At 66.6% G+C, this 25,349-nt stretch carries 21 protein-coding genes; 9 read left to right on the top strand and 12 right to left on the bottom strand.

Features of this window, described 5'->3' with window-relative positions:
- The first annotated feature begins 12 nt into the window (after positions 1-12).
- The 4 genes from atpD to ppk2 all read left to right on the top strand — a co-directional run bounded on the left by atpD (position 13) and on the right by ppk2 (position 3,801).
- The gene (gene atpD / locus LNV28_RS12055; protein ID WP_263518134.1) at positions 13-1,437 is read left to right on the top strand and encodes a F0F1 ATP synthase subunit beta; all 1,425 of its coding nucleotides are present in this window, start codon (positions 13-15) and stop codon (positions 1,435-1,437) included.
- Between the two features lie 83 nt (positions 1,438-1,520).
- Positions 1,521-1,934 (top strand): F0F1 ATP synthase subunit epsilon, encoded by a 414-nt coding sequence (locus LNV28_RS12050; RefSeq protein ID WP_102769300.1) that lies wholly within the window; start codon positions 1,521-1,523, stop codon positions 1,932-1,934.
- A 129-nt stretch (positions 1,935-2,063) separates the two neighbouring features.
- On the top strand, positions 2,064-2,936 hold the full coding sequence (locus LNV28_RS12045; RefSeq protein ID WP_263517792.1) for a D-hexose-6-phosphate mutarotase: 873 nt from the start codon (positions 2,064-2,066) through the stop codon (positions 2,934-2,936).
- A gap of 43 nt (positions 2,937-2,979) precedes the next feature.
- A complete protein-coding gene (ppk2, locus tag LNV28_RS12040) occupies positions 2,980-3,801 on the top strand; it encodes a polyphosphate kinase 2 (RefSeq protein WP_263517791.1) in 822 nt (273 codons plus the stop codon).
- A gap of 14 nt (positions 3,802-3,815) precedes the next feature.
- On the opposite strand, the gene LNV28_RS12035 is transcribed toward ppk2, so the two are convergent.
- From LNV28_RS12035 to LNV28_RS12025, 3 genes are read right to left on the bottom strand one after another with little or no spacing between them, the layout of a single operon-like run.
- Positions 3,816-4,337 carry a TPM domain-containing protein gene (locus LNV28_RS12035; RefSeq protein ID WP_263517790.1) on the bottom strand — a complete coding sequence of 174 codons (522 nt, stop codon included), beginning with the start codon at positions 4,335-4,337 and terminating at the stop codon, positions 3,816-3,818.
- On the bottom strand, positions 4,337-5,272 hold the full coding sequence (locus tag LNV28_RS12030; RefSeq protein WP_263517789.1) for a TPM domain-containing protein: 936 nt from the start codon (positions 5,270-5,272) through the stop codon (positions 4,337-4,339). The genes LNV28_RS12035 and LNV28_RS12030 overlap by 1 nt, the downstream gene beginning before the upstream one ends.
- 7 nt (positions 5,273-5,279) lie before the next feature.
- Positions 5,280-5,906, bottom strand: coding sequence for a LemA family protein (locus LNV28_RS12025; RefSeq protein WP_411969966.1), 627 nt, complete (start codon positions 5,904-5,906; stop codon positions 5,280-5,282).
- A gap of 176 nt (positions 5,907-6,082) precedes the next feature.
- On the opposite strand from LNV28_RS12025, the gene hemE reads away from it, so the two are divergent.
- Together hemE and LNV28_RS12015 are read left to right on the top strand one after the other, a co-directional pair.
- Positions 6,083-7,174 (top strand): uroporphyrinogen decarboxylase, encoded by a 1,092-nt coding sequence (gene hemE, locus LNV28_RS12020; protein WP_263517788.1) that lies wholly within the window; start codon positions 6,083-6,085, stop codon positions 7,172-7,174.
- A gap of 385 nt (positions 7,175-7,559) precedes the next feature.
- Complete coding sequence (locus LNV28_RS12015; RefSeq protein ID WP_263517787.1) at positions 7,560-9,665, top strand: primosomal protein N'; 2,106 nt, start codon at positions 7,560-7,562, stop codon at positions 9,663-9,665.
- Positions 9,666-9,671: 6 nt separating this feature from the next.
- Here the strand turns inward: LNV28_RS12015 and LNV28_RS12010 are convergent, their stop codons facing one another.
- From LNV28_RS12010 to LNV28_RS11980, 6 genes are all read right to left on the bottom strand, one after another.
- Positions 9,672-11,240, bottom strand: a complete 1,569-nt coding sequence (locus LNV28_RS12010) for a methyl-accepting chemotaxis protein (protein WP_263517786.1) — start codon at positions 11,238-11,240, stop codon at positions 9,672-9,674.
- 98 nt (positions 11,241-11,338) lie between these two features.
- Positions 11,339-13,129: a methyl-accepting chemotaxis protein gene (locus tag LNV28_RS25075; protein WP_318013852.1), complete on the bottom strand. Its 1,791-nt coding sequence runs from the start codon at positions 13,127-13,129 to the stop codon at positions 11,339-11,341.
- A gap of 74 nt (positions 13,130-13,203) precedes the next feature.
- Positions 13,204-13,752, bottom strand: a complete 549-nt coding sequence (locus tag LNV28_RS11995) for a chemotaxis protein CheW (protein WP_263517785.1) — start codon at positions 13,750-13,752, stop codon at positions 13,204-13,206.
- 175 nt (positions 13,753-13,927) lie between these two features.
- Complete coding sequence (locus LNV28_RS11990) at positions 13,928-14,650, bottom strand: PEP-CTERM sorting domain-containing protein (protein WP_263517784.1); 723 nt, start codon at positions 14,648-14,650, stop codon at positions 13,928-13,930.
- Positions 14,651-14,691: 41 nt separating this feature from the next.
- The gene (locus LNV28_RS11985; protein WP_263517783.1) at positions 14,692-17,274 is read right to left on the bottom strand and encodes a peptidase associated/transthyretin-like domain-containing protein; all 2,583 of its coding nucleotides are present in this window, start codon (positions 17,272-17,274) and stop codon (positions 14,692-14,694) included.
- Entirely contained in the window at positions 17,274-17,912 is a 639-nt protein-coding gene (locus tag LNV28_RS11980; RefSeq protein ID WP_263517782.1) for a hypothetical protein, read from the bottom strand. Before LNV28_RS11980 ends, LNV28_RS11985 begins: the two co-directional genes overlap by 1 nt.
- 277 nt (positions 17,913-18,189) lie before the next feature.
- On the opposite strand from LNV28_RS11980, the gene LNV28_RS11975 reads away from it, so the two are divergent.
- The 3 genes from LNV28_RS11975 to LNV28_RS11965 all read left to right on the top strand — a co-directional run bounded on the left by LNV28_RS11975 (position 18,190) and on the right by LNV28_RS11965 (position 23,236).
- Positions 18,190-19,950: a LuxR C-terminal-related transcriptional regulator gene (locus LNV28_RS11975; RefSeq protein WP_263517781.1), complete on the top strand. Its 1,761-nt coding sequence runs from the start codon at positions 18,190-18,192 to the stop codon at positions 19,948-19,950.
- Positions 19,951-20,051: 101 nt separating this feature from the next.
- On the top strand, positions 20,052-20,936 hold the full coding sequence (locus LNV28_RS11970; RefSeq protein WP_263517780.1) for a PEP-CTERM sorting domain-containing protein: 885 nt from the start codon (positions 20,052-20,054) through the stop codon (positions 20,934-20,936).
- 35 nt (positions 20,937-20,971) lie between these two features.
- Complete coding sequence (locus LNV28_RS11965) at positions 20,972-23,236, top strand: serine/threonine-protein kinase (RefSeq protein ID WP_263517779.1); 2,265 nt, start codon at positions 20,972-20,974, stop codon at positions 23,234-23,236.
- Here LNV28_RS11965 and LNV28_RS11960 read toward each other — a convergent pair.
- From LNV28_RS11960 to LNV28_RS11950, 3 genes are read right to left on the bottom strand one after another with little or no spacing between them, the layout of a single operon-like run.
- Positions 23,226-23,807, bottom strand: coding sequence for an ECF-type sigma factor (locus tag LNV28_RS11960; protein ID WP_263517778.1), 582 nt, complete (start codon positions 23,805-23,807; stop codon positions 23,226-23,228). The two genes, LNV28_RS11965 and LNV28_RS11960, sit on opposite strands and share 11 nt — an antisense overlap.
- Positions 23,804-24,601, bottom strand: a complete 798-nt coding sequence (locus tag LNV28_RS11955; RefSeq protein WP_263517777.1) for a hybrid sensor histidine kinase/response regulator — start codon at positions 24,599-24,601, stop codon at positions 23,804-23,806. The genes LNV28_RS11960 and LNV28_RS11955 overlap by 4 nt, the downstream gene beginning before the upstream one ends.
- Positions 24,598-25,251, bottom strand: a complete 654-nt coding sequence (locus tag LNV28_RS11950) for a response regulator (RefSeq protein WP_263517776.1) — start codon at positions 25,249-25,251, stop codon at positions 24,598-24,600. The genes LNV28_RS11955 and LNV28_RS11950 overlap by 4 nt, the downstream gene beginning before the upstream one ends.
- Positions 25,252-25,349: the final 98 nt, after the last annotated feature.

Below are 25,349 nucleotides of genomic sequence, written 5' to 3'. Positions count from 1 at the left end.
CTGATTGAAGGAATCGATATGTCGAACACTCAAACCAACGCGGTTGGCAAGATCGTTCAGTGCATTGGCGCCGTGGTGGACGTGGAGTTCCCGCGCAACCAGATGCCGAAGATCTATGACGCGCTGAAGATGGAGGGCTCCGCCCTGACGCTGGAAGTTCAGCAGCAGCTGGGCGACGGCGTGGTGCGTACCATTGCTCTGGGCTCTTCCGACGGTCTGCGCCGCGGTTCGCAGGTGTACAACACCGGCGAAAACATCCAGGTGCCGGTCGGCAAGGCCACCCTGGGTCGCATCATGGACGTGCTGGGCTCGCCCATCGACGAGCGTGGCCCGGTTGATCAGGCGCAAGTCGCTTCGATCCACCGCCAAGCTCCTGCTTACGACGAACTCAGCCCCTCGCAAGAGCTGCTGGAAACCGGCATCAAGGTGATTGACTTGATCTGCCCGTTCGCCAAGGGCGGCAAGGTGGGTCTGTTCGGTGGCGCCGGTGTGGGCAAGACCGTGAACATGATGGAACTCATCAACAACATCGCCAAGGCCCACAGCGGTCTGTCGGTGTTCGCTGGTGTGGGCGAGCGTACCCGTGAGGGCAACGACTTCTATCACGAGATGGCCGATTCGGGCGTCGTGAACCTCGAGAAGCTCGAAGACTCCAAGGTCGCCATGGTCTACGGTCAGATGAACGAGCCTCCGGGCAACCGTCTGCGCGTGGCCCTGACCGGTCTGACCATCGCCGAGTCCTTCCGTGACGAAGGCAAGGACGTGCTGTTCTTCGTGGACAACATCTACCGCTACACCCTGGCCGGTACCGAAGTGTCCGCGCTGCTGGGCCGTATGCCGTCCGCCGTGGGCTACCAGCCGACGCTGGCCGAGGAAATGGGTCGTCTGCAAGAGCGCATCACCTCGACCAAGATCGGTTCGATCACTTCCATCCAGGCCGTTTACGTCCCTGCGGATGACTTGACCGACCCGTCGCCTGCCACGACCTTCGCCCACTTGGACTCCACCGTGGTGCTGTCGCGTGACATCGCTTCGCTGGGTATCTACCCCGCCGTGGACCCGCTGGACTCGACCTCGCGTCAGCTGGACCCGAACGTGGTCGGCGAAGAGCATTACCTGACCGCCCGCGGCGTTCAGCAAGTGCTGCAGCGCTACAAGGAACTGCGCGACATCATCGCGATTCTGGGTATGGACGAGCTGTCTCCTGAAGACAAGCTTGCCGTGTCCCGCGCTCGCAAGATCCAGCGTTTCCTGTCGCAGCCTTTCCACGTGGCCGAAGTGTTCACCGGCTCGCCCGGTAAGTACGTGCCGCTGAAGGAAACCATCCGCGGTTTCAAGATGATCGTGGCTGGCGAATGCGACCACCTGCCGGAACAAGCGTTCTACATGGTTGGCACCATCGACGAAGCGTTCGAAAAGGCGAAGAAGCTGGGTTGATGGAATCTCGCCGCCGCGGGCCTCAAACCTTCGGCGGCAGCTCCTGCTAACTCTCTTTTTCAACGCTAAGGACGATACAAATCATGGCAACCATTCATGTTGACGTGGTCTCCGCCGAAGAGCAGATCTTCTCCGGCGAAGCCAAGTTCGTCGCGCTGCCGGGTGAAGGCGGCGAGCTGGGCATCTTGCCCAAGCACACGCCCCTGATCACCCGCATCAAGCCGGGTGCCGTGCGCATCGAGAAGGCCGACGGCAGCGAAGAGTTCGTCTTCGTCGCCGGTGGCATTCTGGAAGTGCAGCCGGGCACGGTGACTGTGCTGGCCGACACCGCCATCCGCGGCAAGGACCTCGACGAAGCCAAGGCCACCGAAGCCAAGAAGTTGGCCGAGGAAGCGATGAAGAACGCCAAGAGCGACATTGACTTTGCCGCTGCGCAAAGCGAATTCGCCGCCATGGCGGCTCAGATCGCGGCGCTGCGCAAGTTCCGTCAGAAGTAATTCGCAAGTTCCAGGGTCGGGAAGCTCCGCTTTTCTGGCTCTGAACCCAGCGCCCGCCGACGCAAGTCTGGCGGGCGTTGTCCTTTTGAAATCCTCAAGAACAACCCCTTCATCGCCGAGAGCCTCGCCATGACCGCCGCCACGCCCAAGTCCATTGCCATCACCCGCCACCAGGGCCTCGATGCGATTGAACTGCTGTCGCCCGACGGCGCTCGTGCGACCGTTCTGCTGCATGGCGCTCACCTTCTGTCCTGGGTGCCGGCCGGCGGCGAGGAACAGCTCTACGTCTCGCCCAAGACCGCCTATGCCAACGGTGAGGCGATCCGTGGCGGCGTGCCTGTGATCTTTCCGCAGTTCGCCACGCGCGGCCCGCTCAAGCGCCATGGCTTTGCCCGCAGCAAGCCCTGGCAGCTGGTCTCGGCCGAGCAGGGCGCCGACGATGCCCTGGCCGTGCTGCGCCTGAGCGACGATGCTGCAAGCCGCATGTTCTGGCCACACGCGTTTGAGTTGGAACTCAGCGTGCGCATCAGCGGCCGCGAGTTGCAGATCGAGCTGGCCTGCGAAAACACCGGCGAGTCGAGCTTTGATTTCACCAGCGCCCTGCACACCTATCTGCGCCTGAACGATCTGGACTCGAGCAGCGTCGAGGGCCTGAGCGGTCTGCAGTACGAGGACAGCGCCGCCGGTGGCGAGCTCAAGCGTCAGCGCGTCGAGCTGCTGCTGCCGGGCGGCGATCTGGACCGCATCTACCATGGGCTCAAGCAAGACCTGGCCCTCAAGGAACAGCTGATCAACCGCAGCCGCCAGCTGCTGATCCGCCAGCAAGGTTTCGAAGACACGGTGGTCTGGAACCCGGGCGCCGAGAAGTGCGCGGCCCTGGCCGATATGCCGGCCGAGGGCTACCAGCAAATGCTCTGCATCGAGGCGGCCCAGATCCGCCAGCCGGTGCAGCTAGCGCCGGGCGAGAGCTGGGTGGGCATGCAGACGCTGCTGCTGGCCTGATCGCTTTGGTCGTATGCTGCTTCGCTTCTGATCGGGAGCGACGATGGCCAGCAAGAAACCCAAGTCCGGTGTTGCCAACGGCAACGGCAACGGCAGCAAGCTCAGCAAGTCCGAGTACCTGGAGCGCATGGCGCCCATGCAGCTGGAGCTCAGCGCCATGGCGCAGTGGTTACAGCACACCGGCAAACGCCTCGTCGTGCTGGTCGAAGGCCGGGACACGGCCGGCAAAGGCGGCACGATTGCGGCCATTTCGGAAACGCTGAATCCGCGCCAGTGCCACACCGTCGCACTGGGTAAGCCCAGCGAGCGCGAGCTCGGACAGTGGTACTTCCAGCGCTATGTGCCGCATCTGCCGGCCGCGGGCGAAATCGCCTTGTTCGACCGCAGCTGGTACAACCGCGCGGGCGTCGAGACCGTCATGGGTTTTTGCACGCCAGCTCAGACCGAGGCCTTCCTGAAGCAGGCGCCAGTGTTCGAACGAATGCTGGTGGACGACGGCGTTCTCTTGTTCAAGTACTGGTTGTGCGTCGATCAGGCCCAGCAGGAGCAGCGCTTTGCCGAGCGTCTGGGTGATCCGCTGAAACGCTGGAAGCTCTCGCCGATCGACCTGGAAGCGCGCGCCCGCTACGCCGACTACGGCCTGGCTCGCGAACGCATGCTCAAGGCGACGCACAAGAAATGCGCGCCCTGGACCCTGGTGGATTTCAATGACCAGCGCTTGGGCCGCTTGACCCTGATCCGCCATCTGCTCGACCATCTGCCCGATGTGCGCGTGCCACAAGCCAAACTCAAGTTTCCCGCCCTGGGCAGCAAGCCCCTGACGGAAAGCTTCAGCGGCAGCTTGAAGCCGATCAAGGGGCGCTGAATCGGCGCAACTGCCTACAGGCGCACGACGGCATCGGCCAGTTCGTTCGGGTTGATCTGGCCCGGTGCCAGAGGGAAGTGCTGAGTCAGCAGTTGGCTCACGCCCTCGACCGCTTCGCAAAGTCCGGTTTCAAACTGCCCGGCTCGCAGATGTTCGCCCAGTGCTGCAATCAAGGCTTGCCATTGCTGAGCGGTGACCACGGCATTGAGACCGCGGTCGGTCACCACCTCCACCGCCTGGTCCGCCAGCAAGAGGTAAATCAGCACGCCGTTGTTGGCTTCGGTGTCCCAGACCCTGAGCTTGCCGAACAGGGTCAAGGCGCGTTGACGTGCCCGCAAGCCCTTCCACAAATAGGACAAGGGCAAACCGGCTTCCACGCAGACGCAGATCTCGCCGCTGTGCATCGATTCACTGGCTCTGACCAGCGCTTCGATTCGCGCCATGGCGCTGTCCGGCAGCGCTCGTCGCACATCGCCGCTGTCCGTCCAGCGGTGGCGTAGCCAACGCAGCCAGCCTTGCTTCTTGCTGCCTCCCATCACCAATCCCCCGAGGCGCCGCCGCCGCCAAAGTCGCCCCCGCCGCCGGAGGAGAACCCTCCGCCGCTGTCGCTACTGCCGCCACCCCAGCTGCCGCCTCCACCTCCACCCCAGATGATGGGAAGATCGTGGTTTCCGCCACGGCCACTGCGGCCACTGCGGCCGCGTGAGGCGCCCACACCCATCAAGCCCACCAGCACCAGGGATGCGAAGCCGGCCAGGCTGCCAATCAACAGGCTGGAGGCCAGCCAGCCAGCGGCCGAACCGGCGATGCCGCCCGTCGCCACACTGCCCAGCTTGCGGCCGAAGACAGCGGTCAGCACGGCACCGAGCATGGGCACGCCGATGAAGAACAGCGCCGCCAGCGATTCGAAATCAAAGCCACTATCGCCGGCGCCGGGGCGGGTGGCCGCAGTAGGCGGCGGCAATGCCTCACCGCGGATGCGCGCGTCCAACTGGTCGATGGCCAGATTCAAGCCACCGGCATAGTCACCTGCCTTGAAGGCCGGCGTGATGGCGCTTTGGATGATCAGTCGAGCCGCAAGGTCGGGCACAGCACCTTCCAGCGCCTTGGCCACCTCGATGCGCACCTTGCGGTCGTCCTTGGCGACCACGATCAACACGCCGTCGCCCACGTCCTTGCGGCCGATCTTCCAGGCATCGCCCACGCGTTGCGCATAGGCCGCGATGTCCTCGGGTTGGCTGCTGGCCACCATCAGGATCACCAGCTGCGTGCCGGTCTCGCGCTCGAGGCGCGCGAGTTTGCTTTCCAGCGCTTCGCGCTGCGCCGTGCTGAGCGTGCCGGTCTGGTCCATGACCTGGTGGCTGAGCACCGGCACCGGGCGCACGTCCTGGGCCCAGGCCGGCATGCCGACGCCGCCGCTCAGCAGGGCAAACAGCCAAAGCGGAAACAGCAGGCGAAGCGCCTTGCTCATGGCTTGCTTATTTGGAAGCCGGCTTGTCGAAGCTCACGGCCGGGGCGTTGCTGATCGCCGCCTCGTTCTGAACCGTGAAATTGGGTTTGACCTCATAACCCATCACCTTGGCGGTCAGGTTGCTGGGGAACTGGCGGGTGTGCACGTTGTAGTCGGCCACCGATTTGATGTAGCGGTTGCGCGCCACGGTGATGCGGTTCTCCGTGCCTTCGAGCTGCACGCGCAGGTCCTGAAAGCCTTGGTTGGCCTTGAGGTTGGGGTAGTTCTCGCTGACCACCAGCAGGCGCGAGAGGGCGCTCGACACCTCGCCCTGGGCGGCCTGGAATTTCTTCAAGGCTTCCGGGTCCTTGGCCAGCTCGGGCGTGACCTGGATGCTGGTGGCCTTGGCGCGAGCCTCGATCACCTTGGTCAGGGTTTCTTGCTCGAAATTGGCCTCGCCCTTGACCGTGTTGACGATATTGGGGATCAGGTCGGCGCGGCGTTGGTATTGGCTCAGCACCTCGGCCCAGTTGGCATTGACTTGTTCATCCAGGGTCTGGAATTCGTTGTAGCCGCAGCCGCTGAGCGAGAGGGTCAGGGCGAGGGCGGCCGCCGTCGTGGTGGCGCCGCGCTTGGTCATCGAGATGGCCGACATGGAAATCCTCCGTGATGGAATCGTTCGAGGGTAGAGCGCCATGTGGCGGCCCGCCGTGCGAAATCAAGTGCCGGCCGAGTATCGCAGCGCTTGATGACGGTAACTGATGACAGGTCCCAGGCGCGCTGCTTGCTCTGCAGCAAGCTCAGCCTATCGCGGCATCGGATAATCCGCGCATGAATGCACCTCTGCAAAACGACACCTTCCTGCGCGCCTGTCTGCGCCAGCCTACCGACTACACCCCCGTCTGGCTGATGCGCCAGGCCGGCCGCTACCTGCCCGAGTACCGCGACACGCGGGCCAAGGCCGGCAGCTTCATGGGTCTGGCCACCAACCGCGACTACGCGACCGAGGTGACCTTGCAGCCGCTGGAGCGCTACAAGCTCGATGCAGCCATCCTGTTCAGCGACATCCTGACCGTGCCCGATGCCATGGGCCTGGGCCTGTCCTTCGCCATCGGAGAGGGTCCCAAGTTCGCCAAGGTCGTGCGTGATGAGGCCGCCGTGGCGGCGCTGGCCGTGCCTGATATGGACAAGCTGCGCTACGTCTTCGACGCCGTCAGCTCCATCCGCAAGGCCTTGAACGGACGCGTGCCCCTGATCGGCTTCTCCGGCAGCCCCTGGACCCTGGCCTGCTATATGGTCGAAGGCGGCGGCTCGGACGACTACCGCCAGGTCAAGAGCCTGATGTACGCCCGCCCCGACCTGATGCACCGCATCCTGCAGGTCAATGCCGACGCCGTGGCTCAGTATCTGAACGCCCAGATCGAAGCCGGCGCCCAGGCCGTGATGCTGTTCGACAGCTGGGGTGGTGTGCTGGCCGACGGCATGTTCCAGCGCTTCAGCCTCGACTACTCGCGCCGCGTGCTGGCCCAGGTCAAGACCGAGCATGAAGGCCAGCGCATCCCGCGCATCCTGTTCACCAAGGGCGGTGCGCTCTGGCTGGACGAAATCGCCGATGCCGGCGCCGATGTGGTGGGCCTGGACTGGACAGCCAACCTCGGCCGCGCTCGCGCTCAGGTCGGCAGCCGGGTCGCCCTGCAAGGCAATCTCGACCCGAATGTCTTGTTCGCGCCGCCGGACGCCATTCGCGAGCAGGTGCGCTCGGTGCTGGACAGCTTTGGCAATCCGCAGCGTGCCGATGGTGGCTGGGACGGTCATGTGTTCAATTTGGGACATGGCATCAGCCAGTTCACCCCGCCTGAGCATGTCACGGCCCTGGTGGACGAGGTGCACGCCCACTCACGTCGCCTGCGCGCCGGCGTCTGAGCGCGGCCCGGGCCCGGCGGCCGCTGCGGCCGGGCCAAAAAACACGGCCACAAAACGTGAAGTAAGCACTCAGGGTAGAGACTTATCCCCAATTTTCTCGAAGCGAGACAGACCCGGGGCCTGTGCTGCACTGCAGCTTGGTGTTTTCCCGATTGCTCGCTAAGTGCTTGATTTATAAGACGGCGACTCGGCACGGAGGAGAATGGTCTGGCATTGGTAAGTGCTGTGACACATCGTGCCGGCGTGCATTCTTCGAACTTTCCCCACAAAGTTATCCACAGATTTGGTGCATTGTTTTTCGGGCCCTTTTAAATCATGCACTTAGCTCGCAAAGCTCATTCAAACTCTCAAGCGACTGGTGTCGAGCCCGGCCTGAGCTGCGCGCATGACTGAGCTGGCCGGCTTGCTGCGCATCCGCGTCGCGGTCGAGGCGCCGCAGCACAGCGGCCTCAGCGGCCCGCTGGACTATCTCAGTGAGCGGGCGCTCGCACCGGGCAGCCTGGTGCGTGTGCCCTTGGGTCGGCGCGAGCTGATGGGCATCGTTTGGCCCGGTGAACCCGAGGGGCAGGTCGAGGCCTCCATGCTGCGCCCCATCCTGGCCGAGTTGGAGGGTTTGCCGCCCTTGAGCGCGGCCTGGTGCCAGCTGCTGGAGTTTGCCGCCAGCTATTACCAGCGCAGCATTGGCGAGCTGGCCCTGGCCGTGCTGCCGCCGCAGCTGCGCGAGCTGGACAGTGCCCAGCTCCGTGCGCGGCTCAAGAAGCTCGACAAGTTTCTGGCCACGCCGGCCGACGCGTCGGCGCCAGCGCCGGCACGGCCGACATTGAACCCGGCCCAGCAGCAGGTGCTGGACGAGCTTGATGCCTTGCTGAGCGCCGCCCGCGACCGTGCCCCCGCACCCGTGCTGCTCTACGGCATCACCGGCAGTGGCAAGACCGAGGTCTATTTGCGCGCCGCTGAGCACGCCTTGGCGCAAGGCCGCCAGGTCCTGGTGCTGGTGCCCGAGATCAATCTGACGCCGCAGCTGGAAGCGCGTTTTGCCGAGCGCTTCGGCGGCCTGCAAGCCGATGGTGCCGCCTGCCATCGCATCGTCTCCCTGCACAGCGCCTTGACCCCGGCTCAGCGCCTGCGCAACTGGCTGGCCGCGCACATGGGCGAGGCCGATCTGGTGCTGGGCACGCGCCTGGCCGTGTTTGCCTCCATGCCGCGCCTGGGCCTGATCGTCGTCGACGAGGAACACGACCCATCCTACAAGCAGCAGGACGGCGCCCGCTACTCGGCCCGCGATCTGGCCATCTACCGCGCCCATCAGGAAAAGATCCCGGTCATCCTGGGCTCGGCCACGCCCTCGCTGGAGAGCTGGCAAAAGGCCAATGAAGGGCGCTACAAGCGCCTGCTGCTGCCGGGCCGCATCGGTGGCGGCGCCTTGCCGCGTGTGCGCCTCTTTGACATGAAGCGCTTGCCGCTGAGCAAAGGCGTCACGACGGCGCTGACCGCACCGCTGCTGGAGGCCCTGCGCCTGCGTCTGGCGCGCGGCGAGCAAAGCCTGATCTTCCTGAATCGGCGCGGCTATGCCCCGGTCTTGCACTGCGCCGAATGCAACTGGAAAAGCGACTGCCCGCATTGCAGCGCCTGGCGCGTGTTCCACAAGGGCGACCGCACCCTGCGCTGCCACCACTGCGGGTTCACCGAGCGGGTGCCCAGCGCCTGCCCGACTTGCGGCAACCAGGACATCGCACCCCTGGGCCGCGGCACCGAGCGCCTGGAAGAGCAGTTGCAGGAACAGCTGCCCGGCGCCCGCGTGCTGCGCATCGATGCCGACAGCAGCAAGCACAAAGGCGAGCTGGAGGCGCAGTTGGCGGCGGTCCACAGCGGCGAGGTCGACATCCTGGTCGGCACCCAGATGGTGACCAAAGGCCACGACTTCCGTCGCATCACCCTGGTCGCGGCGGTCAACCCCGACGGTGCCTTGTTCAGCAGTGACTTCCGCGCCCCCGAGCGGCTCTTTGCCCTGTTGATGCAGGCCGGCGGCCGGGCCGGGCGTGACGCCGAAGCGGCGGCACGCAGCGAGATGTGGGTGCAGACCTGGCACCCCGAGCATGCGCTCTACAAATCACTGCAAAGCCATGACTTCGAGGCCTTTGCCAAGAGCCAGCTGGCCGAGCGCGAATCGGCCGGCCTGCCGCCGTTTGCCCATCTGGCTTTGCTGCGCGCCGAGGGGCGCACGGCCGAAGCGGCCCTGGGCTTTCTGAAAGCGGCGTCCGCCTTTGCCCAGGCCCTGCCCGAGGCGCGCGGCACGTTGATCTACCCGGCCATCCCCATGAGCGTGGCCCGGGTGGCCAATGTCGAGCGCTTGCAGATGCTGGTCGAGGCCGGCAGCCGCGGCGATCTGCAGCGCCTGCTCTGGCATTGGATGCCTGAGCTGCACCTGCTCAAGCGCGAGCACAAGGGCGTGCTGCGCTGGGCGGTGGACGTGGACCCGCTGGCGATCTGAGCGGGCTCAGCTTCGCCGGGCCGCGTCGCGCAGGCGGAACACCGCGACCGCTTGCACCAGATCCTGGGCCTGAACCCGCAGGCTCTCCGCCGCCGCGGCGCTTTCTTCCACCAGGGCGGCGTTCTGCTGGGTGGAGCGGTCCATCTGGCTGACGGACTGACCCACTTGCGCGATGCCCCTGCCTTGCTCCAGGGTGGCCACGGTGATCTCGGCCACGATGTCGCTCACGCGCTGGATCGACTGCACGATCTCGCCCATGGTCTGGCCGGCTTGTCCGACCAGGGCACTGCCTTGCTCCACCTGCTCAACGCTGCGGCCGATCAGGGACTTGATCTCCTTGGCCGCCTCGGCGCTTCGCTGGGCCAGGCTGCGGACTTCCGAGGCGACGACGGCAAAGCCGCGCCCCTGTTCGCCCGCGCGCGCCGCTTCCACTGCCGCATTGAGCGCCAGGATATTGGTCTGGAAGGCAATGCCGTCGATGACGCTGATGATGTCGCCGATCTTGCGGCTGCTTTCATTGATGTCCTGCATGGTGGCGACCACTTTGCCCACGACCTCGCCGCCTTGTCCGGCCACCGCGGAGGCCTGCTTGGCGAGCTGATCGGCCTGTTTGGCGCTGTCGCTGTTGTTGCGCACCGTGCTGCCCAGTTCGTCCATGGTGGCCGCGGTCACTTGCAGGCTGCTCGCTTGCATTTCGGTGCGCTGCGACAGGTCCAGATTGCCTTTGGCGATTTCTGCCGAGCCGGTGGCGATCGAGTCCGAGGCCTGCCGCACCTGGCCGACCACGCGTGCCAGGGCCTGTTGCATGGCGGCCAGGGAGGCCAGCACGCTGCCCGGCGTGGCCTGCGCCGCACCCTCGACCTCACTCAAATCACCCCCGGCCACACGCTGCGCCACCTCGCTCAGGCGGGCCGGTTCGGCCCCCAACTGCCCCAAGATCTTGCCGGAGATGGACCAGGCCAGGGCGCTGCCGCAGATCAGACCCAAGGCGAGCGCCGTCAACATCACGGCGCGAAAGCCCTCAGCCTCATCCATCGCCACCTTGTTGAGCGCCTGGACCCGAGCCTCCTCGAAATCGATCAGCGCGTTGATCGCGCCCAGCCAGCGCACGTACTGCGGCTTCACCCGCGTCCACAGCGCGGCGCCGGCTGTCGCGGTATCGCCCTGATCCATGGCGCTCATCACGGCCTGGCTTGAAGCGACGGATTCGGCTTCGATCGCCTGGATCGCGCCATACAAGCGCTTCAGCTCGCGCGCGTCCGCGGACCGGCCGATCTTTTCTTCGAGCGGTGCCGCCGAATCCGCATAGAACTTGGCCAAGCTGGCAATGGTGCTGGCCTCCTTGCTGCGCTGCTCGGCTGTGCTGGCCAGCACATAGTCCCGGCTGGCAATGGCGCGGTCATGCGCCGAACCGCGAAAGTTGATGGCGTAACGCTGAATTTGTGTGTGCTCCTGGCTGTTGGCCTGGAGTGCGCCTTCGATGGCGTACACCTTCACCATGGCGATGCCGGCCACGATCACCAGAATCATCAACACGGCAGCAAAGCCCAGAGCCAAGCGTTTGGACACATTCATCATCGAGCTCCTCAAGAAGCCCGAATGCTGGCGCGGCAGCCGGCGTGGGTCTGTGCGCTATCGCTCGGTCAGGCTTGTTGGCGCGCCTGCGGCGTGCATCAGAAGCTCTGCCATTGATCGGTGTCCGTGCCAGTGGCGGTGGCGACGCGCGTGCTGGCACGCGACGCCGTCGTCGGCGCGGCCTTGAAGTTGGGTCGAACCACATTCTTTGCGCGATCGGCGCCGCGACGCTCTTGTCCAGCCCAGGCGGCGTTCGAGGCGGGGCTGGGCGCAAAAGCCGGGGGCTGTGCCACCGGCTTGAGCCTGCGCACCTGCTCCAGCGCCGGCTTCGGCGAGTCCTGCTCGCTCAGATGGAACACCCCCACAGCCCGCACCAGGCCAGCCGCTTGCGAGCGCAGGCTGTCCGCTGCGGCTGCGCTTTCTTCCACCAAGGCCGCGTTCTGCTGTGTGGTGAGGTCCATTTGTGTGACGGCGTCGCTGATCTGGCTCATGCCAGCGTTTTGCTCGACGCTGGCGGCGCTGATTTCGCCCATGATGTTGGTCACGCGCTGGATGGCGCGCACCACTTCGTCCATCGTGGCACCGGCTTCGTCCACCAGCTGCGAGCCCTTTTCCACCCGTTCGACGCTGGCGGTGATCAAGCTCTTGATTTCCTTGGCCGCCGCGGCGCTGCGCTGTGCCAGATGGCGCACTTCGCTGGCCACCACGGCAAAGCCTCGCCCCTGTTCACCGGCCCGTGCCGATTCCACGGCGGCGTTCAGCGCCAGGATGTTGGTCTGGAAGGCAATGCCATCGATCACACCGATGATGTCGGCGATGCGCTGTGAGGCTTCGTTGATGTCCTTCATGGTGCTGACCACCTGGCCCACCACATATCCGCCTTGGATGGCCACCTGACTGGCGCCTTGAGCCAGTTGGTTGGCTTGCTGGGCGCTCTCGCTGCTCTGGCGCACGGTGGCGCCCAACTGCTCCATCGAGGCCGCCGTTTGCTGCAGGGCGCTGGCTTGCTCTTCAGTGCGGCTGGACAGTTCCAAACTGCCCTGCGCAATCTCGCTGCTGGCTGTGGCCACGCTCTCCGAGCTGCCCCGCACCTGAGTGACCAGGTCTGACAGGCCGGACTGCATCTGCCGCAGCGCAGCCAGCAAGGGGCTGAACTCATCGCGGCGTGGGTCTTCGCCGAGTGGCGTCAGGTCGCCGTCGCGCACGCGTTCCGCCACGGCCCGCGCCAGACCAAGTCGGTGACGCAAAGCCCGGCCGATCAGGAAGGTGGAGCTCAGCAGCAGCAGAATGCTGCCGACGACCAGCAGCTCCAGCCCTCGCTCGATCTGCACGGTGCGTGTCTCCACGCTTTGCAGATCGCGCACCAGCAATTCGGTCTGGTAGTTGACCAAGGGCTCCAGCACGGCCAGCACTTCATTGCGTTTGGGCACGGTTTGGTCCGTCAGATGCACGTAGGCATCGGCCTTGCGGCCCTCTTCAAGCATGCGAATGTCTTGTTCGGCGGTTTGCCAGAAGCTTTGCAGCTTGGTGGGCAGGCCGGCAAACATCTGTCGCCCCTTCTCGGTGCTCAGGTGCTGCTCAAAGCCATCCAGCTCTTCCTGGATCAGCTGGCGACGGGCTTGGATTTCGGTCAAGGCCTTGGCCTGCTCCGCGGGCGTGGGCGCCAGGATGGCGTGGCGCAGCTCCAGCGAGGCGTGCGTCAAGTTGAGCTCCATCTGGCTCATGCGCGAGAGCTGTGGCACGCGCACGGTCTCGGTCTGCAGGGCGGTGGCGGTGACCGAGCCCAAGTTGGACCAGGCGTAAATCGTCACCGCGGCCAGGCTGCTGCACACCACGGCGGATACAAGGTAGAGGCGCTGGGTGATGCCCAGCGAGGCAATCAGCTTCATGGTGTGATTCAGGCTTGATGGTGGCAGATGGGGTTGAAGGCGCGATGCAGTGGGTGTTTGGCGTGAGGCATGGCTCAGTTCAGCGGCAGCAGGTCGGCGGGCAGCAGGCCCATGGCGGCGCCACCGAGCAGGCGTTCGATGTCCAGCAAGATCAGCATGCGCTGTGTGTCCTCGGCGTCTGGCGTGCCGATGCCGGCGATGTAGCTGGCGTCCAGTGCGTGGCTGAAGCTGGGCGCGGGCTTGATCTGTGGGCCGCTCAGGGCCAGCACATCGCTGACCGAGTCGACCACCACGCCGATCACCCGCTCGCGCATGTGCAGCACCACGGTCACGGTCAGCGCGTCGTAGTTCACCTGGGGCAGGCCGAAGCTCATGCGCAGATCGACGATGGGCACGATCACGCCGCGCAGATCGACGATGCCCTTGACCCAGGCCGGCGCGTTGGCGATCTGCGTGGGGGCTTCGTAGGAGCGGATTTCCTGCACGCAGCGCAGCGGGATGCCGTAGGACACGCCGCCCAACTGGCAGCTCAAGAACTCCTGGCTGCGACCCGTGTCGAGGCGCTCACGCACGGGGGACAGCGCGTGGTCGCTGGGATCGGGTATCACTTGGAGCGCGCTCATGTCGACGTCCTCGGTTTGCGGTACAGGACTCCACTTTAAATAATAGAAATGATAAAAACTAGCTTTATCAATTGAAAAGGCCGCCTGCCGTGCGCTTGTTCACGCAGGTTCAGGCGGCCTCGAAGTGCTCATTCCAAGGGGGGCTGCGCTGGCGCAGCCCCTTGGCAGCGGTTTGTCAGTTTTGCGGATTTCTCGGGTTCTCAGCCCTGGGTTTCGCCTTTGTCGAACGCCGGGCGGCGCCGCAGCCCAGCAGCCCAAGCCCGCCCAGCAGCAGGGCGCCGCTGCTGGGCTCCGGCACCGCCGCCACCGTGCCCAGCACCAGGTCATTGGCCGCCACCCAGGTCAGGCCACCGGCCGGCTGCACGGCGCTGATCTCGAAGTAGCGAATCTGGCTGGTCGAGGCAAAGCCGTAGAAGGTGCCCGGTTGGGCGTTTTCGATGAAGACCACCTGTTCGACGCCGTCGGCGTCCAGGGCGTTCAGCTTGATGCTCTGGCCCGGCTGAAAGACGCCCAGGGCGTCGGTGCCGAAGAAAAAGCCGCCGACGCCGTAGACCTTGTCCGTGTAGTTGAAGTCAAAGCTGATGACGTCGGTGGCCTGGTCGGTGGACAGCCAGACATCGGCATCGCTGCCGGCGTTGTAGAAGCTCGAGTAGTCGCTGCCGTCGAACTTCAGCGCATTGACCACATAGCCGTAGCCGGCGCCCGGCTCGCGGTACAGCGAGCCCGGGCCCTGGGCCCAGAAGAGGTCGTCGAAGCGGTCCACCACCGGCGCCGAGATGGCGGCCTGGAATGAGGCTTGCGAGCTGTAGAAGGTCATCTCGGCGTGCGCTGCAGCGGCACTGCCCAGCAAGGCCGCCAGGGCCAGGGCGTGGAGGGGGAAGGAATTGCGCAGTTTCATAGGGGTTTCCGGTAGGGACGAGGCAGCGCCTCGTCACAGGGTCAGAGGTTCTCGCAGCGGCCGAGCTTGGCGCCGGCTTTGATGGGGTCGCTCAATCCGGCCGGGAAAGCGACGGCGCTTGACTGGCCGTTCTTGCAAACATAGACGGTGCTCAGATCGACGCGCCAGGTTGCTTGCGCGCCGGTCAGTCCGCCCATCAGCACCTGCCCGCCGCCGCTGAGGGCGATCGGGTTTTCCAGGCCGTATTTGTCTGCTTCGACCACGCCCTGCTTCTTCAGGAAGTCGTTCAGGCCGATCCAGCCGATGTCCTCCACCCACATGAAGCCGGCGAACATGGTGAAGAAGTCACCGGCCCGGGCCAGCACCACGCGGCCGTCGGCGCTGATGGCACTGATGTTGAGCTGCGGTGTGCCGGCATTGGCTTCCACCCAGGCCGCGCCGTCGACCGCGCAGTGGTCGATGCCGTCCCAGCTGATGAAGGGCATGTCGATGCAGTACTTGGGGCTGCTGCGCGGCGTGAAGGCATCTGGGCCGGTGCCCTTGAGGGCGTTCCACATCAGCATGCCCTGGGCCGTGGCCAGGGGCACGCGGCTGCCGTCGAAGTTGACCGCATCGGCGCTGATCGCGCCGGTCAGGGCGCTCAGGTCCACCGGATTGGCGTCGCCCACCCAGCCAATGGCGCGGGTGTAGTTGGCCGTGCCCACCACCACGAGGCCGTCGCCGGAGACGGCGTTGGCGCGCATCCAGGGCAGGCCGCGCAGGTCCAGGCCGTCCAGTTTCAGGGCCTTGCCGCCACCTGCGGCCGTCCAACGGTAGGGCACGACCTGCAAACCCAGGTCGGTGTCCCAGTCGTGCATGACGCAGCTGCCATCGGCATTCTTATGGCCGCTGTAGCCCACGGCGGCGGTGCCGTTGGCGTTCATGCCGAAGCCATAGCTGCTGGTCACGCCGGCGGCGCCGCCCAGGCCGCACTCATCGCTGAGTGCGCCCATGGGGCTGGCCTGGCCGGTGTCGAAGTCCCAGAGCGCCATCTGCTTGATGGTGTAGCTGTAGCCATCGGGGTCGGTGTGAACGATGCCGTCGAAATTGGCCTCCACCAGCATCTTGCGGCCATCGCTGGACATATTGCTGCTCGAAGAAGACAGCAGGTCCAGGCTCTCCGGGAACAGCTGAATGCCCTCTTTGGCGTCCCAGTACAGCGGGTAGCCGAAGCCGTAGGCGCCACCGGCGCGCTGGCCGTCGGCCGACATGCTGCTCAGGAAGACACCGCCGATGAAGTCGTACTGCACGCCGTCGCGGTGGCCGTTGAAGACGATGTCGGCCGGGCTGACCGTGCCGGCCTGCACCTCAATAGCGCCGGCCAGGCAGGGCGAGTCCAGCTTCGGGTCATGGCTCTCGCCGCTGTTCCAGTATTCGGCCTGGGACAAGAGCATGGCCGGGCGGGTCGGGTAGCCGCCGCCGCTGATTTCCTCAATGTAGAGCTGGTAGCGCTCGCCCGGTTTCAGGTTGTTGATGCGGAAGCGTCCGTCCGGGCCCAGCTTGCCCTGGCTCTGGTCGCCCGACATGGCCGAGACCGCGTCACCGAGCGGGTCGCGCACATTGCGGGCGACGACGTTGATGCCGCTGAAGCCGGTCTTGCCGTCCTTGAGCAGCAAGCTGCCGGCGATGGAGCCGGTGCGGGCCTGATAGTCGGCTGTGGGGTAGAGGTTGGAGATGCCGGCAATGTCGTCCGCGCGGTCCACCGTGCTCATCTCCTGGCCGATCGAGCGGCCCTTGGCCACGCTTTGCGGGTCGATGAAGGGGAACATGGTCTCGACCTGCTTGGGGTCGATATGGCTGGCGGCCGGGCCGTAGAGCCAATGGTGCACCGGTGCCACACAGCCGGGCACGCCGGGGTAGAGGTCGCGGCCGTAGCCGGGCTGGCTCATGAAAGCCAGCTGACCGTTGACCTGCGAGTGCGACAGGTTGATGGCGTGGCCAAACTCGTGTGTGAAGACGCCGGCATAACGCGCCCCGTTGACGTCAGCCGGCGGTGCCGAGCGTTGGCCGACGGGCGGGCTTTCGTGGCCGACCATCCAGCCATTCATCAGGGCGGTGGCCTTGACGATGGTCTCGGGGTAGCCGTCGCCGTCGCGGTCCTCGGCGAACTCGGGCATGGCGATGCCCAGCACCTGGTCACGCGGCACACCGAAGAATTCCTCCAGCACGCGGCCGTCTTCGTCGTAGATGACGTAGAAGCCGCCCTGGTTGTACTGGCCATAGACCAACTGGGCGCTGGCGGCGTCATTGACGTCGCGACCGATGCTGGGCACGGCGGTGAAGGGGGTGAACTGCGCCGGGTCGGTCTGGGCGCGCCAAGTCGAGGTGGCGACCGAGCTCCATTGCTTGAGCGCGAACGCGGTGATGGCGTTGGCCTGCTCGGCGCTGAGGAACACGCTGCCGTCGTTCTTGCGGGTGAACACGCCGACATCGGTGTAGACCTTGATCGGACCTTGGGTGGTGTCCCAGCGCAAGGGCTGAGGGTTGCCCGGCTTGTCGTTCAGGTAGAGCGGGCCGGCGGCCTGGGCGCTGGCGGCGGCCAGCAGCAGGCCGGCCAGCAGCGTGGTCTTGAAGTGGGTGTTCATCAGCGCATTGCTCCCGTGGCCAGCCAGTTGTTCTTGAGGCTGCGTTGCACCAGCCCTTGCAAGGTGTTCAGGTCCACACCACCGGCGCGGTTTTCCAGCATGCGGGCTTCATTGCGGCGCAGCAGGCCCGGTGTCACCACCATGCCCTCGAACAGGCCGACGTTGTTGAAGCCGTTGCTGACCTTGTTGCCGGTGATGGTCAGCTTGCCCTGGGCCAGGCCCACGGGGGTGCTGAAGCCCGAGCGGGCCGCCGGCTTGTTCATGAAGGCCATCACCCGTTCGCCGACCTGCCAGTTGGGCATGCCCTCGATCTTGGCGGGCAGCAGGTAGCGGCCGTCGTCGAGCTTGCGCGCGCGCAGCAGGCCGTACTGGCGGATCGTGTAGTTGCTCTTGGCCTCCAGCGATTTCTTGGCGCTGCTGCTGACCTTGAGCGTGATCTCGGTGTAGGGCAGGCCGTCTTGGATGCCGTCCTTCAGCGCCGTGACCTGGCCGCTGACGATGACATCGGCGCGGGCGATCAGTTGGGCCAGGTTCTGCGGCGGCAGCTGGGTGGCTTGTGCCTGGGGCGCCAGCAGGGCGCTCAGCAGGGCCAGGCCAGCGCCGATGCGCGCACTCCCGGCCAGGTGTTCATGTTTCATGGGTCAACACTCCTTGATGGGTCTGAATTTCGTGGCGTTCTGAGCCGGCGGCGGGCACCTCTCAGAACATGGCCTTCACCTTAGCCAGCCCCTCGCGCCATCACCCCCCCCGCCGCGGGTGGAGGTGGCGCGGCCACCCCCCCGGGAAAACCTGTGGCCGCAGGCACCAGGCTGGTGCGTGAATGGGGTGTTTCCGCGCCATTGGGACCCCCGTGTTTCGAGGGGCCATGGGCTTTGCCTGAGTCGGACGGCCTTGCTCAGCCTCTAGACTCGCGGCATGAAGTACGAGCTGTGCGACGACGAACTGGCGCGGCTGGAACTGGCGCTCGAAGAAGCCACCGGGGTGGAGCGCCTGCAGCTGGTGGCCGCCCTGGCTTGGCATTTGCGCCAGCGCGACAGCCTGCGTGCGCTCAAGCTGATTGCTGAATGTGAGCGTCGTCAGGCCATCTTCGAGGCCGCGGGCCGGCCCTTGAGCGCACAAGAGGCGGCCGGCCTGGCCTTGAGGTTGGCGCTGGCGGCCGGTGAAATCGCCGTGCATTTCTGCCGCTTGGACGAGGCCGAGGCTCAACTCGCGCGTGCTCGTGCCCAGCTGCGGCTGGCGCCGGACCCGGCCGCCGCCTGTGACGCCTGCCTGGTCGAAGCGGCCTTGGCGAAAGCCACTGGCGAACGCAGCCGCGAGCTGCAGGCCTTGCGCGAGGCCGAGATCCAGTCCGCGGCCAGTGGCGACCCCCAACGAGCCGGCATCGCGCGCGGAGTTGCCTGCAGCGAGTTCAGCCTCAGCCAGACCCACCAGGACCTGGCGCGCCAGCAAGACCTAGGCCTGGGTTCCGCCGTTGCGAGCGGCGGCCCGGCCAGCGAAGCCTGGCAACTGGCGGCCCAGGCTTTTCCGCTCTGCCTGCGCGAGCCCGCCACGGCTGCCGGCCTGTTTCTGCGCGCCGCCGAGTTGGCCCGCAGCATGGGCATGCGCCGTTTCGTTTGCATCATCACCATGAATGCCGGCAATGCCTGGCTCGAGTTGGGCGACCTCAACAATGCCGGCAGCTGCTTCGAGCAGGCGGCCGAGCTGGCCGCGCGCACCGGGTGGCCGGTGCTGATGGGCACCAGCCAGACCCAGATCGGCCGCGTCTTGCGCCACCTGGGTCGCTTTGAGGAAAGTCAGTCCGTGCTCAACGAAGCGCTGGCCTTGCTGCGGGTGGCGCCGCCCGGCACAGCCAAGGCCTTCGCCTGCAGCGAGCTGGCCCTGACCCTGCTGGCTCAGGGCCAGGCGCCGGCAGCCATCGAGGTGATGAAAGAGGGCATCGCGCTCTACCGTGCGGCCCAGTCCAATGTCAATCTGGCCCTCAATCTGGTGCGTCAGGCCCGCGCCTTGGCGCAGCTGGGCGGCACCGAGGCGGCCTTGGCCGCCATTGCCGAGGCCCAGGAGCTGATCGAGCGCTTCGGTTATTCGGCCCTGGCGGTGGATCTCGCCGAGGCCCTGGCCGAGGTGCACCGCCACAGCGGCGCCCGCCTGCCGCCCCCGCCGGGCATGACGGCGCCCAGCGCGCCCATCCATTACGCCCAGACCGCGCTCAACCGGGGCTTGAACATCGCCGGTTGGAAGCCTCCGCCGGCCTTGCTGGACTATCTGGCCGATGCCTGGGCCGAGGCCGACGAAATGGCGCAAGCCTATTCCTACTCGCGCATGGCGCGCCTGGCCCATGAGCAGGGCGACGCCATGAAGCTGAAGAACCCGCGCACCATGCTGCACCTGCTCGGCTACCGCAGCCTGAGCCCGCAAGCCACGCCAGCGGAGCCGAGCCTGGCACCGCGCTTGCTCAGCCCCGCGGCGTCGAGCGAGGCGCTGACGCCCAAGGAAAGCCAGATCCTGCAACTGCTGGCGCGCAACTACTCGAACAAGGAAATTGCCCAGTCCCTGGGGGTCAGCACCGAGACGGTGAAATGGCACCTCAAGGGCCTGTACGGCAAGCTGGCCGCCGGTTCGCGCCGCCATGCGGTGACACGTGCACGCACCCTGGGCATGCTGCACAGCGGCGTCTGAAGGTCTGCCCCCCTAGTTCCTCATGTCCGGGTTCAGCGCCCGGTTTCCGTTGGCTTGAAGCGAGTGCGCATGGTGCGCGTTCGACATTCAAGGAGCGGAAGATGAAGACCCAGAATTCGATGACACGCAGCGGCGCGGGCTTGTGCCTGACGCTGGGTTTGCTGTTGGCGGCGGCCGGGGCGCAGGCCCAGAACTACCAGATCACCGGCCATGTCAACACCCTGGCCTCGACCTTTGCGCCGGGGCCGCGCGAGGACCTCCAGCGCACCGAGCACTTCAACTGGATGGACCAGCCCGAGGCGCAAGTGCCGCAGAGCCTGGCGGCCCGGGTCGATGGCAGCAATGGCGGCTATGGCTGGGCCACCCTGGAGGCCTCGATGGGCCGGCTCAAGGCTTTTGCCGAATCGGCCTACCCGAGCGGCATCCCGGCGCCGTATTACTACGGCTACTCTTTCGGCACAGCCCAGGCCACCTTTGCCGACACCGTGCAGGTTCAGGGCGCGGGCCTGGCGCCGGGTGCGCCGGTGCGCTATGAATTGCTGCTGTGGATCGAGGGGCAGATCAGTCAGCCCTCTTTCGAGGTGGGTGGGCACTTGGCCGTCGACGGCGTGGCCGAAATTCGCCTCACCGACCGGACCAGCAACACCCAGAAGATCTTCAGCTGGAACGCCAAGACGCAGAGCACGGGCTGGTACAGCCTGGCTCTGGACACCGAGGTGGGCCATTCTTTGATGGTCTCGGGCATGTTGTACGCGAGCGCCTCGGTCGACTCCAGTGCCACTCTGGCGCGCTGGGCTCAGTCCGACTTCAGCCACACGGCGAATTTCTATCTGCGCCCTTCTGTGGCGGCGCTCAACACGGTCGGCGCCAGCGGGCATGACTTCACGGTCAGCGCCGTGCCCGAGCCCTCCAGCGCGGCGCTGCTGGCGCTCGGCCTGCTGGGCCTGGGCCTGAGGCTTCAGCAACGGCGCGGCCCGCAGTCCTGACGTTCTGTTCGGCCGCACTGGCATCATGGCTGCCCATGACGAGCTTGCCCTGCGCCGCTGTGGATTGGCCCGAGTTCTCGGCCCTGCTGGATGCGGCCCTGGATCTGCCGGAGGCTGAGCGCGCCGCTTGGTTGCAGGCGCTGCCGCCCGCTGCGCTGCATTTGCGCCCAGCCCTGGCTCGGGTGCTGGCGCAGGACGGGCCGACGAAGCCGCGCCTGGAGCTGCCCGCCACGCTGCTGGGCAGCGAGACGGGGGGCGAGCCTGAGTTCAGCCCGGAGCAGGTGCTGGGGCCTTGGCGCCTTGTGCGCCGACTGGGACAGGGCGGCATGGGCGAGGTCTGGCTGGCCGAGCGCTGTGACGGCGCATACCAGCGTCAGGTGGCGCTCAAGCTGCCCCTTGCCCTGGCTTTGCTGGGCCAGGGGCGGCGGCGCTTTGCCCAGGAGCGCGACATCCTCGCGGCCTTGCAGCACCCCCATATCGCCCAGTTCTATGACGCCGGCACGGCCGAGCTGCCTGGTGGCGAGCTGCAGCCCTGGTTGGCGCTGGAATATGTGCCGGGCCTGAGCCTCAGCGCCCACTGCCAAGCCCGGGCGCTGGCGCCACGGGAGCGCTTGCGCCTGATGCAGCAGGTGATGGCGGCGGTGCAGCATGCCCATGGTTGCTTGCTGGTGCATCGGGACCTGAAACCGTCGAATTTGATGGTGACTGAGCATGGCGAGGTCAAGCTGCTGGACTTCGGCATTGCCAAGCTGCTGCGGCCCGAGCCCGCGCTGGGCGAGCCGAGCCGATTGCTGCTGGCGACGCCTGCCTATGCCGCGCCCGAACAGGTCCAGGGCGGCCCTATCAGCGTGGCCACCGATGTCTACGCACTGGGGGCGGTGCTGCAGGAACTGCTTTGTGGCCGCCCGCCCGTGCCAGACAGCGCCGGCCCCTTGCTGGCCTCCGAGTCGGTGCAGCCCGGTCATGCCGAGCACTGCGGCTTGAGCCGGCGGCGCCTGCAGCGCTGGCTGCGCGGCGATATCGATGCCTTGCTGGCCAAGGCCCTGGCGCGCGAACCGGCCCAGCGCTATGGCTCGGTCCAGGCCTTCAGCGATGACATCGGTCGCCACCTGGCCGGCCTGCCGCTGCAGGCGCGCCGCATCTCCTGGCTGGCGCGCCAGCTCAAGGCGGCGCGCCGGCATTGGCTGCTGCTGACGGCGGCGGGGGCGGTCAGCCTCAGCCTCGGTCTTGGGCTGGCGAGCAGCTGGTGGCAGGCGCGCGAGGCGGCCGAACAGGCGCGGCGCGCCGAGGCCATCAAGACCTATTTGCTGGAACTTTTCAAGACCCTGGATCCGCGCCAGGCCGATGCCCAGGATCCCGCCGCCGGCATGCGCCGCCTGCTGCAGCAGCAGATGGCGCAGATCGAGCAACGCCTGCCCAGCGACCCCGAGCTGGCCGAGGAGCTCTTGCGGCTCAGCGCCACGGTGGCGGTTTATCTCAGCGATGAGGTGCGCAGCTTGGAGCTTGCGGGCTTGCGCTGGCGCCTGCTCAAGCAGCGCCTCGGGGCGGGTCATGCGCGCAGCACGGAGGCCGGCCTCTCCTTGTTCTGGGCCTTGTGGTCGGCGGATCAGCGCGAGGCCGCGGCTCGGGTGCTGGGCGAGCTGGACACGCAGCTGCCCGCCACCGGCCTCTTGCGCGCCGAGTGGACCCTGGCGCGCCATGATGTGCTGGTCGAGCGCGGTGCCGCCATCAGCGAGCGCAGTGCCGTGCTGCAACAAGCGCTGCGCCTGTATGCCGAGGCGGCGCCGCAGGACAGTGGCCGCATCGCCGCGCTCAGCCACTGGGCCGCCTTGCAGCTTCAGGCAGGCGATGCAAATGCGGCGCTGCTCACCGTGGATCAGGCCTTGGCCTTGCTGTCCAAAGCCGAGCCCTATATCGCCTTGGACCACGCCCGCTTGCTGGCGCTGCGCGCACAGGTCCGCTCGGCCCTGCCTCAGGCCAGCAGCGGGCCTAGAGAGGACTTGGATCAAGCCGTGGTCTTGCTGCGCGGCAGCATCGGCCTGCGCAACCCGCTGGCCTGGGCTGTGCTCGCGCAGCGACTGCAGCTGGGCTGCGCCACACCGGCCGGCCCGCTGCAGGCCCAAGCCTGGGCGCAGGCCGAGCGCCTGTGGCGTGAAGCCTGGCCGGAGCCGGCGCTGAGCGGCGTCGCGTCGGGGCCGCACCTGCCGCACGGGCCCATGGATGGGCGTGCCGCCTTGCTGCGCAGCGCGGTGGCTGCTTGTGCATGGAGCGCTGCGGCCGTGCCGCCGTTCAAGCCGTGAGCATGCTCAGCAGCAAGGCGCGGGCTTTTTGCCAGTCGCGCCGGACGGTGCGTTCGGTCAGGCCCAGGTTGCTGGCGATTTCGCCCTCGCTGAGCCCGCCGAAATAGCGCAGCTCCACCACCTGGGCCAGGCGCGGCTCCAGCTCTTGCAAAGCCAGCAAGGCCTCATGCACCGCCAGCACGGCCGGCTCCGGACTCGCGCCGGGCAGGGCGGCCAGGCCTTCGGTGTCCAAGCTCAGATCCGCCTGGCCGCCGCCGCGTTGCTCGGCCGCTTGTTCGCGCGCCAGGTCGACGATCACCGAGCGCATGACCCGGGCAGCGTAGGCCAGGAAATGGCCGGAGCTGGCAAAGCGGGGGCCGGACCTGGGCCCGGGCTCGGGCCCGGCATCGCTGCGGTTCAGGCGTAGAAAGCTCTCGTGCACCAGCGCGGTCGTGTTCAGGTGCAGGCGTGTCGGGCCGGCGCGGCGCAGCCGCGCGCGGGCGATCTGCTTGAGCTCTTCGTACAGCTCTGCGAATTGAGGCTCGGCCGCGCCGGGCTCGAGGGCATTGGCCGCCGGACGCCGTGGACTCATGGCTCGGGCGTTTCGGCCCGGATGGCGCGCAGCTGCAGGCTGAGCTCTTGCCACAAGCCGTCGGCCTCGGCCGGCCAGGCGGCGCCCGCGTTCAGCGACTGCTCGAGCTGCCGTTCCAGGCGGTTGGCCAGGTCGCTGCTGCTGTCCAGGCCGAGGATCAGGAGCACGCTCTTGAGGCTGTGGGCCAGGCGCCGCAGCGCTGGGGTGTCGCGAGTCGTGCAGGCGCGTTCGCCTTCCTGCAGGTCTTGGCCGAACTGCTCCAGGCTGGCGGCGCGGAAGCCGCGGTAGAGCGCCGCGTCACCGCCGAAATTGCGCAAGATGGCCTCCTGGTCGGCCTGCAGCGCGGGCTGCTGCGGCGGCGGCGGCGGCGGCGGCGCGGGCGCATCGCTGGCCGCCGGCACCGGGCCCAGGATCTCGAGCACGCAGGCTTCCAGCTCGCCGACGCTGCAGGGCTTGAACAGCATGCGTTCGACGTCCAGGGTCTGCAGGCGGCTGCGCACCTCAGGTTGCAGGCCGGCACTGAAAGCCACCAGGCGGGCGCTGCCTCGCAGCGCCGGCAGGGCCTGCAGCTCGGCCAGCAGGTCCAGGCCCGAGCGGTCGGGCAGCATCAAGTCGGTGATGAGCAGCTCGAAGGCGTTGCGCTGCAGGGCCAGCAAGGCCGAGCCGACATCGCCGCAGACGGTGAGCTCGACCGCCAGGTCCTCCAGCACCATGCTGACGAAACGCTGCAGCGAGGGGTCGTCCTCGACCAGCAGCACGCGTCGCGGCCCGGTGATGTCGGTCGGGGTGTTCACTCGGCGGCTCCCGCAGCCAGTGCCGCTTGCAAGGCGCCGGGCAGGTCCAGCACCAGGCGCGGTTTGTGCACCACCGGCACGCCACTCAGGGCAAAGGCAAAGGGCTGGCGCTGGTCCTCGTCCAGCGAGGTGACGACGATCAGGCGGCTGTGCGCAAACTGCACATGGGAGCGCAAGCTGGTGATCAAGGTGGCGCCGTCGATGCCAGGCAGCAGGATGTCGACGATCAGCACCTCGGGCTGCAGCTGGCCGACCATGGCCAGGCCGACGATGCCGTCGTGCGCACTGTGCAGCTCGAGTTCGGGGAACTGTTGCTTGAGCAGCATGCCGATCAGGTTCTGGTAGTGCACCGAGTCTTCGATCACCAGGATGCGTCGGGGCTTGGCTTTGTCCGCGAGCCCGCTGTCGGCCGGCAGGGCAACCCGCGCGGCACTCCGGGCCAGGGCGCCAGGACCTTGGCGCTGCAGCTGCCAGGCACGTACCGATTCGCTGGAAATCCGGCGGTGCCCGCCAGGCGTCTTCCAGGCAGTCAGTTCTCCGCGGTCCACCATCAGCTGGACCGAGCGCACCGCCAAGCCCAGCATGCGCGCCACTTCCATGGTGCTGAAATCGGCACCGTCCTCGTCACTGCGCTTGTTTGATTCAGTCATTGTGTGATTTTGCCGAATTTATACGGAAGCACACGCATTTTTTCCCGACTCTCAATTGATATAAATGATAAATTAGCCGCACTGAAATGAAATCTGAC

This window comes from Paucibacter sp. DJ2R-2 (genome assembly GCF_025717675.1).
Taxonomy (GTDB): Bacteria; Pseudomonadota; Gammaproteobacteria; order Burkholderiales; family Burkholderiaceae_C; genus Paucibacter_A.
Note: the sequence above shows the minus strand (reverse complement) of the source record. Positions and strands in the feature narration are given on the sequence as shown.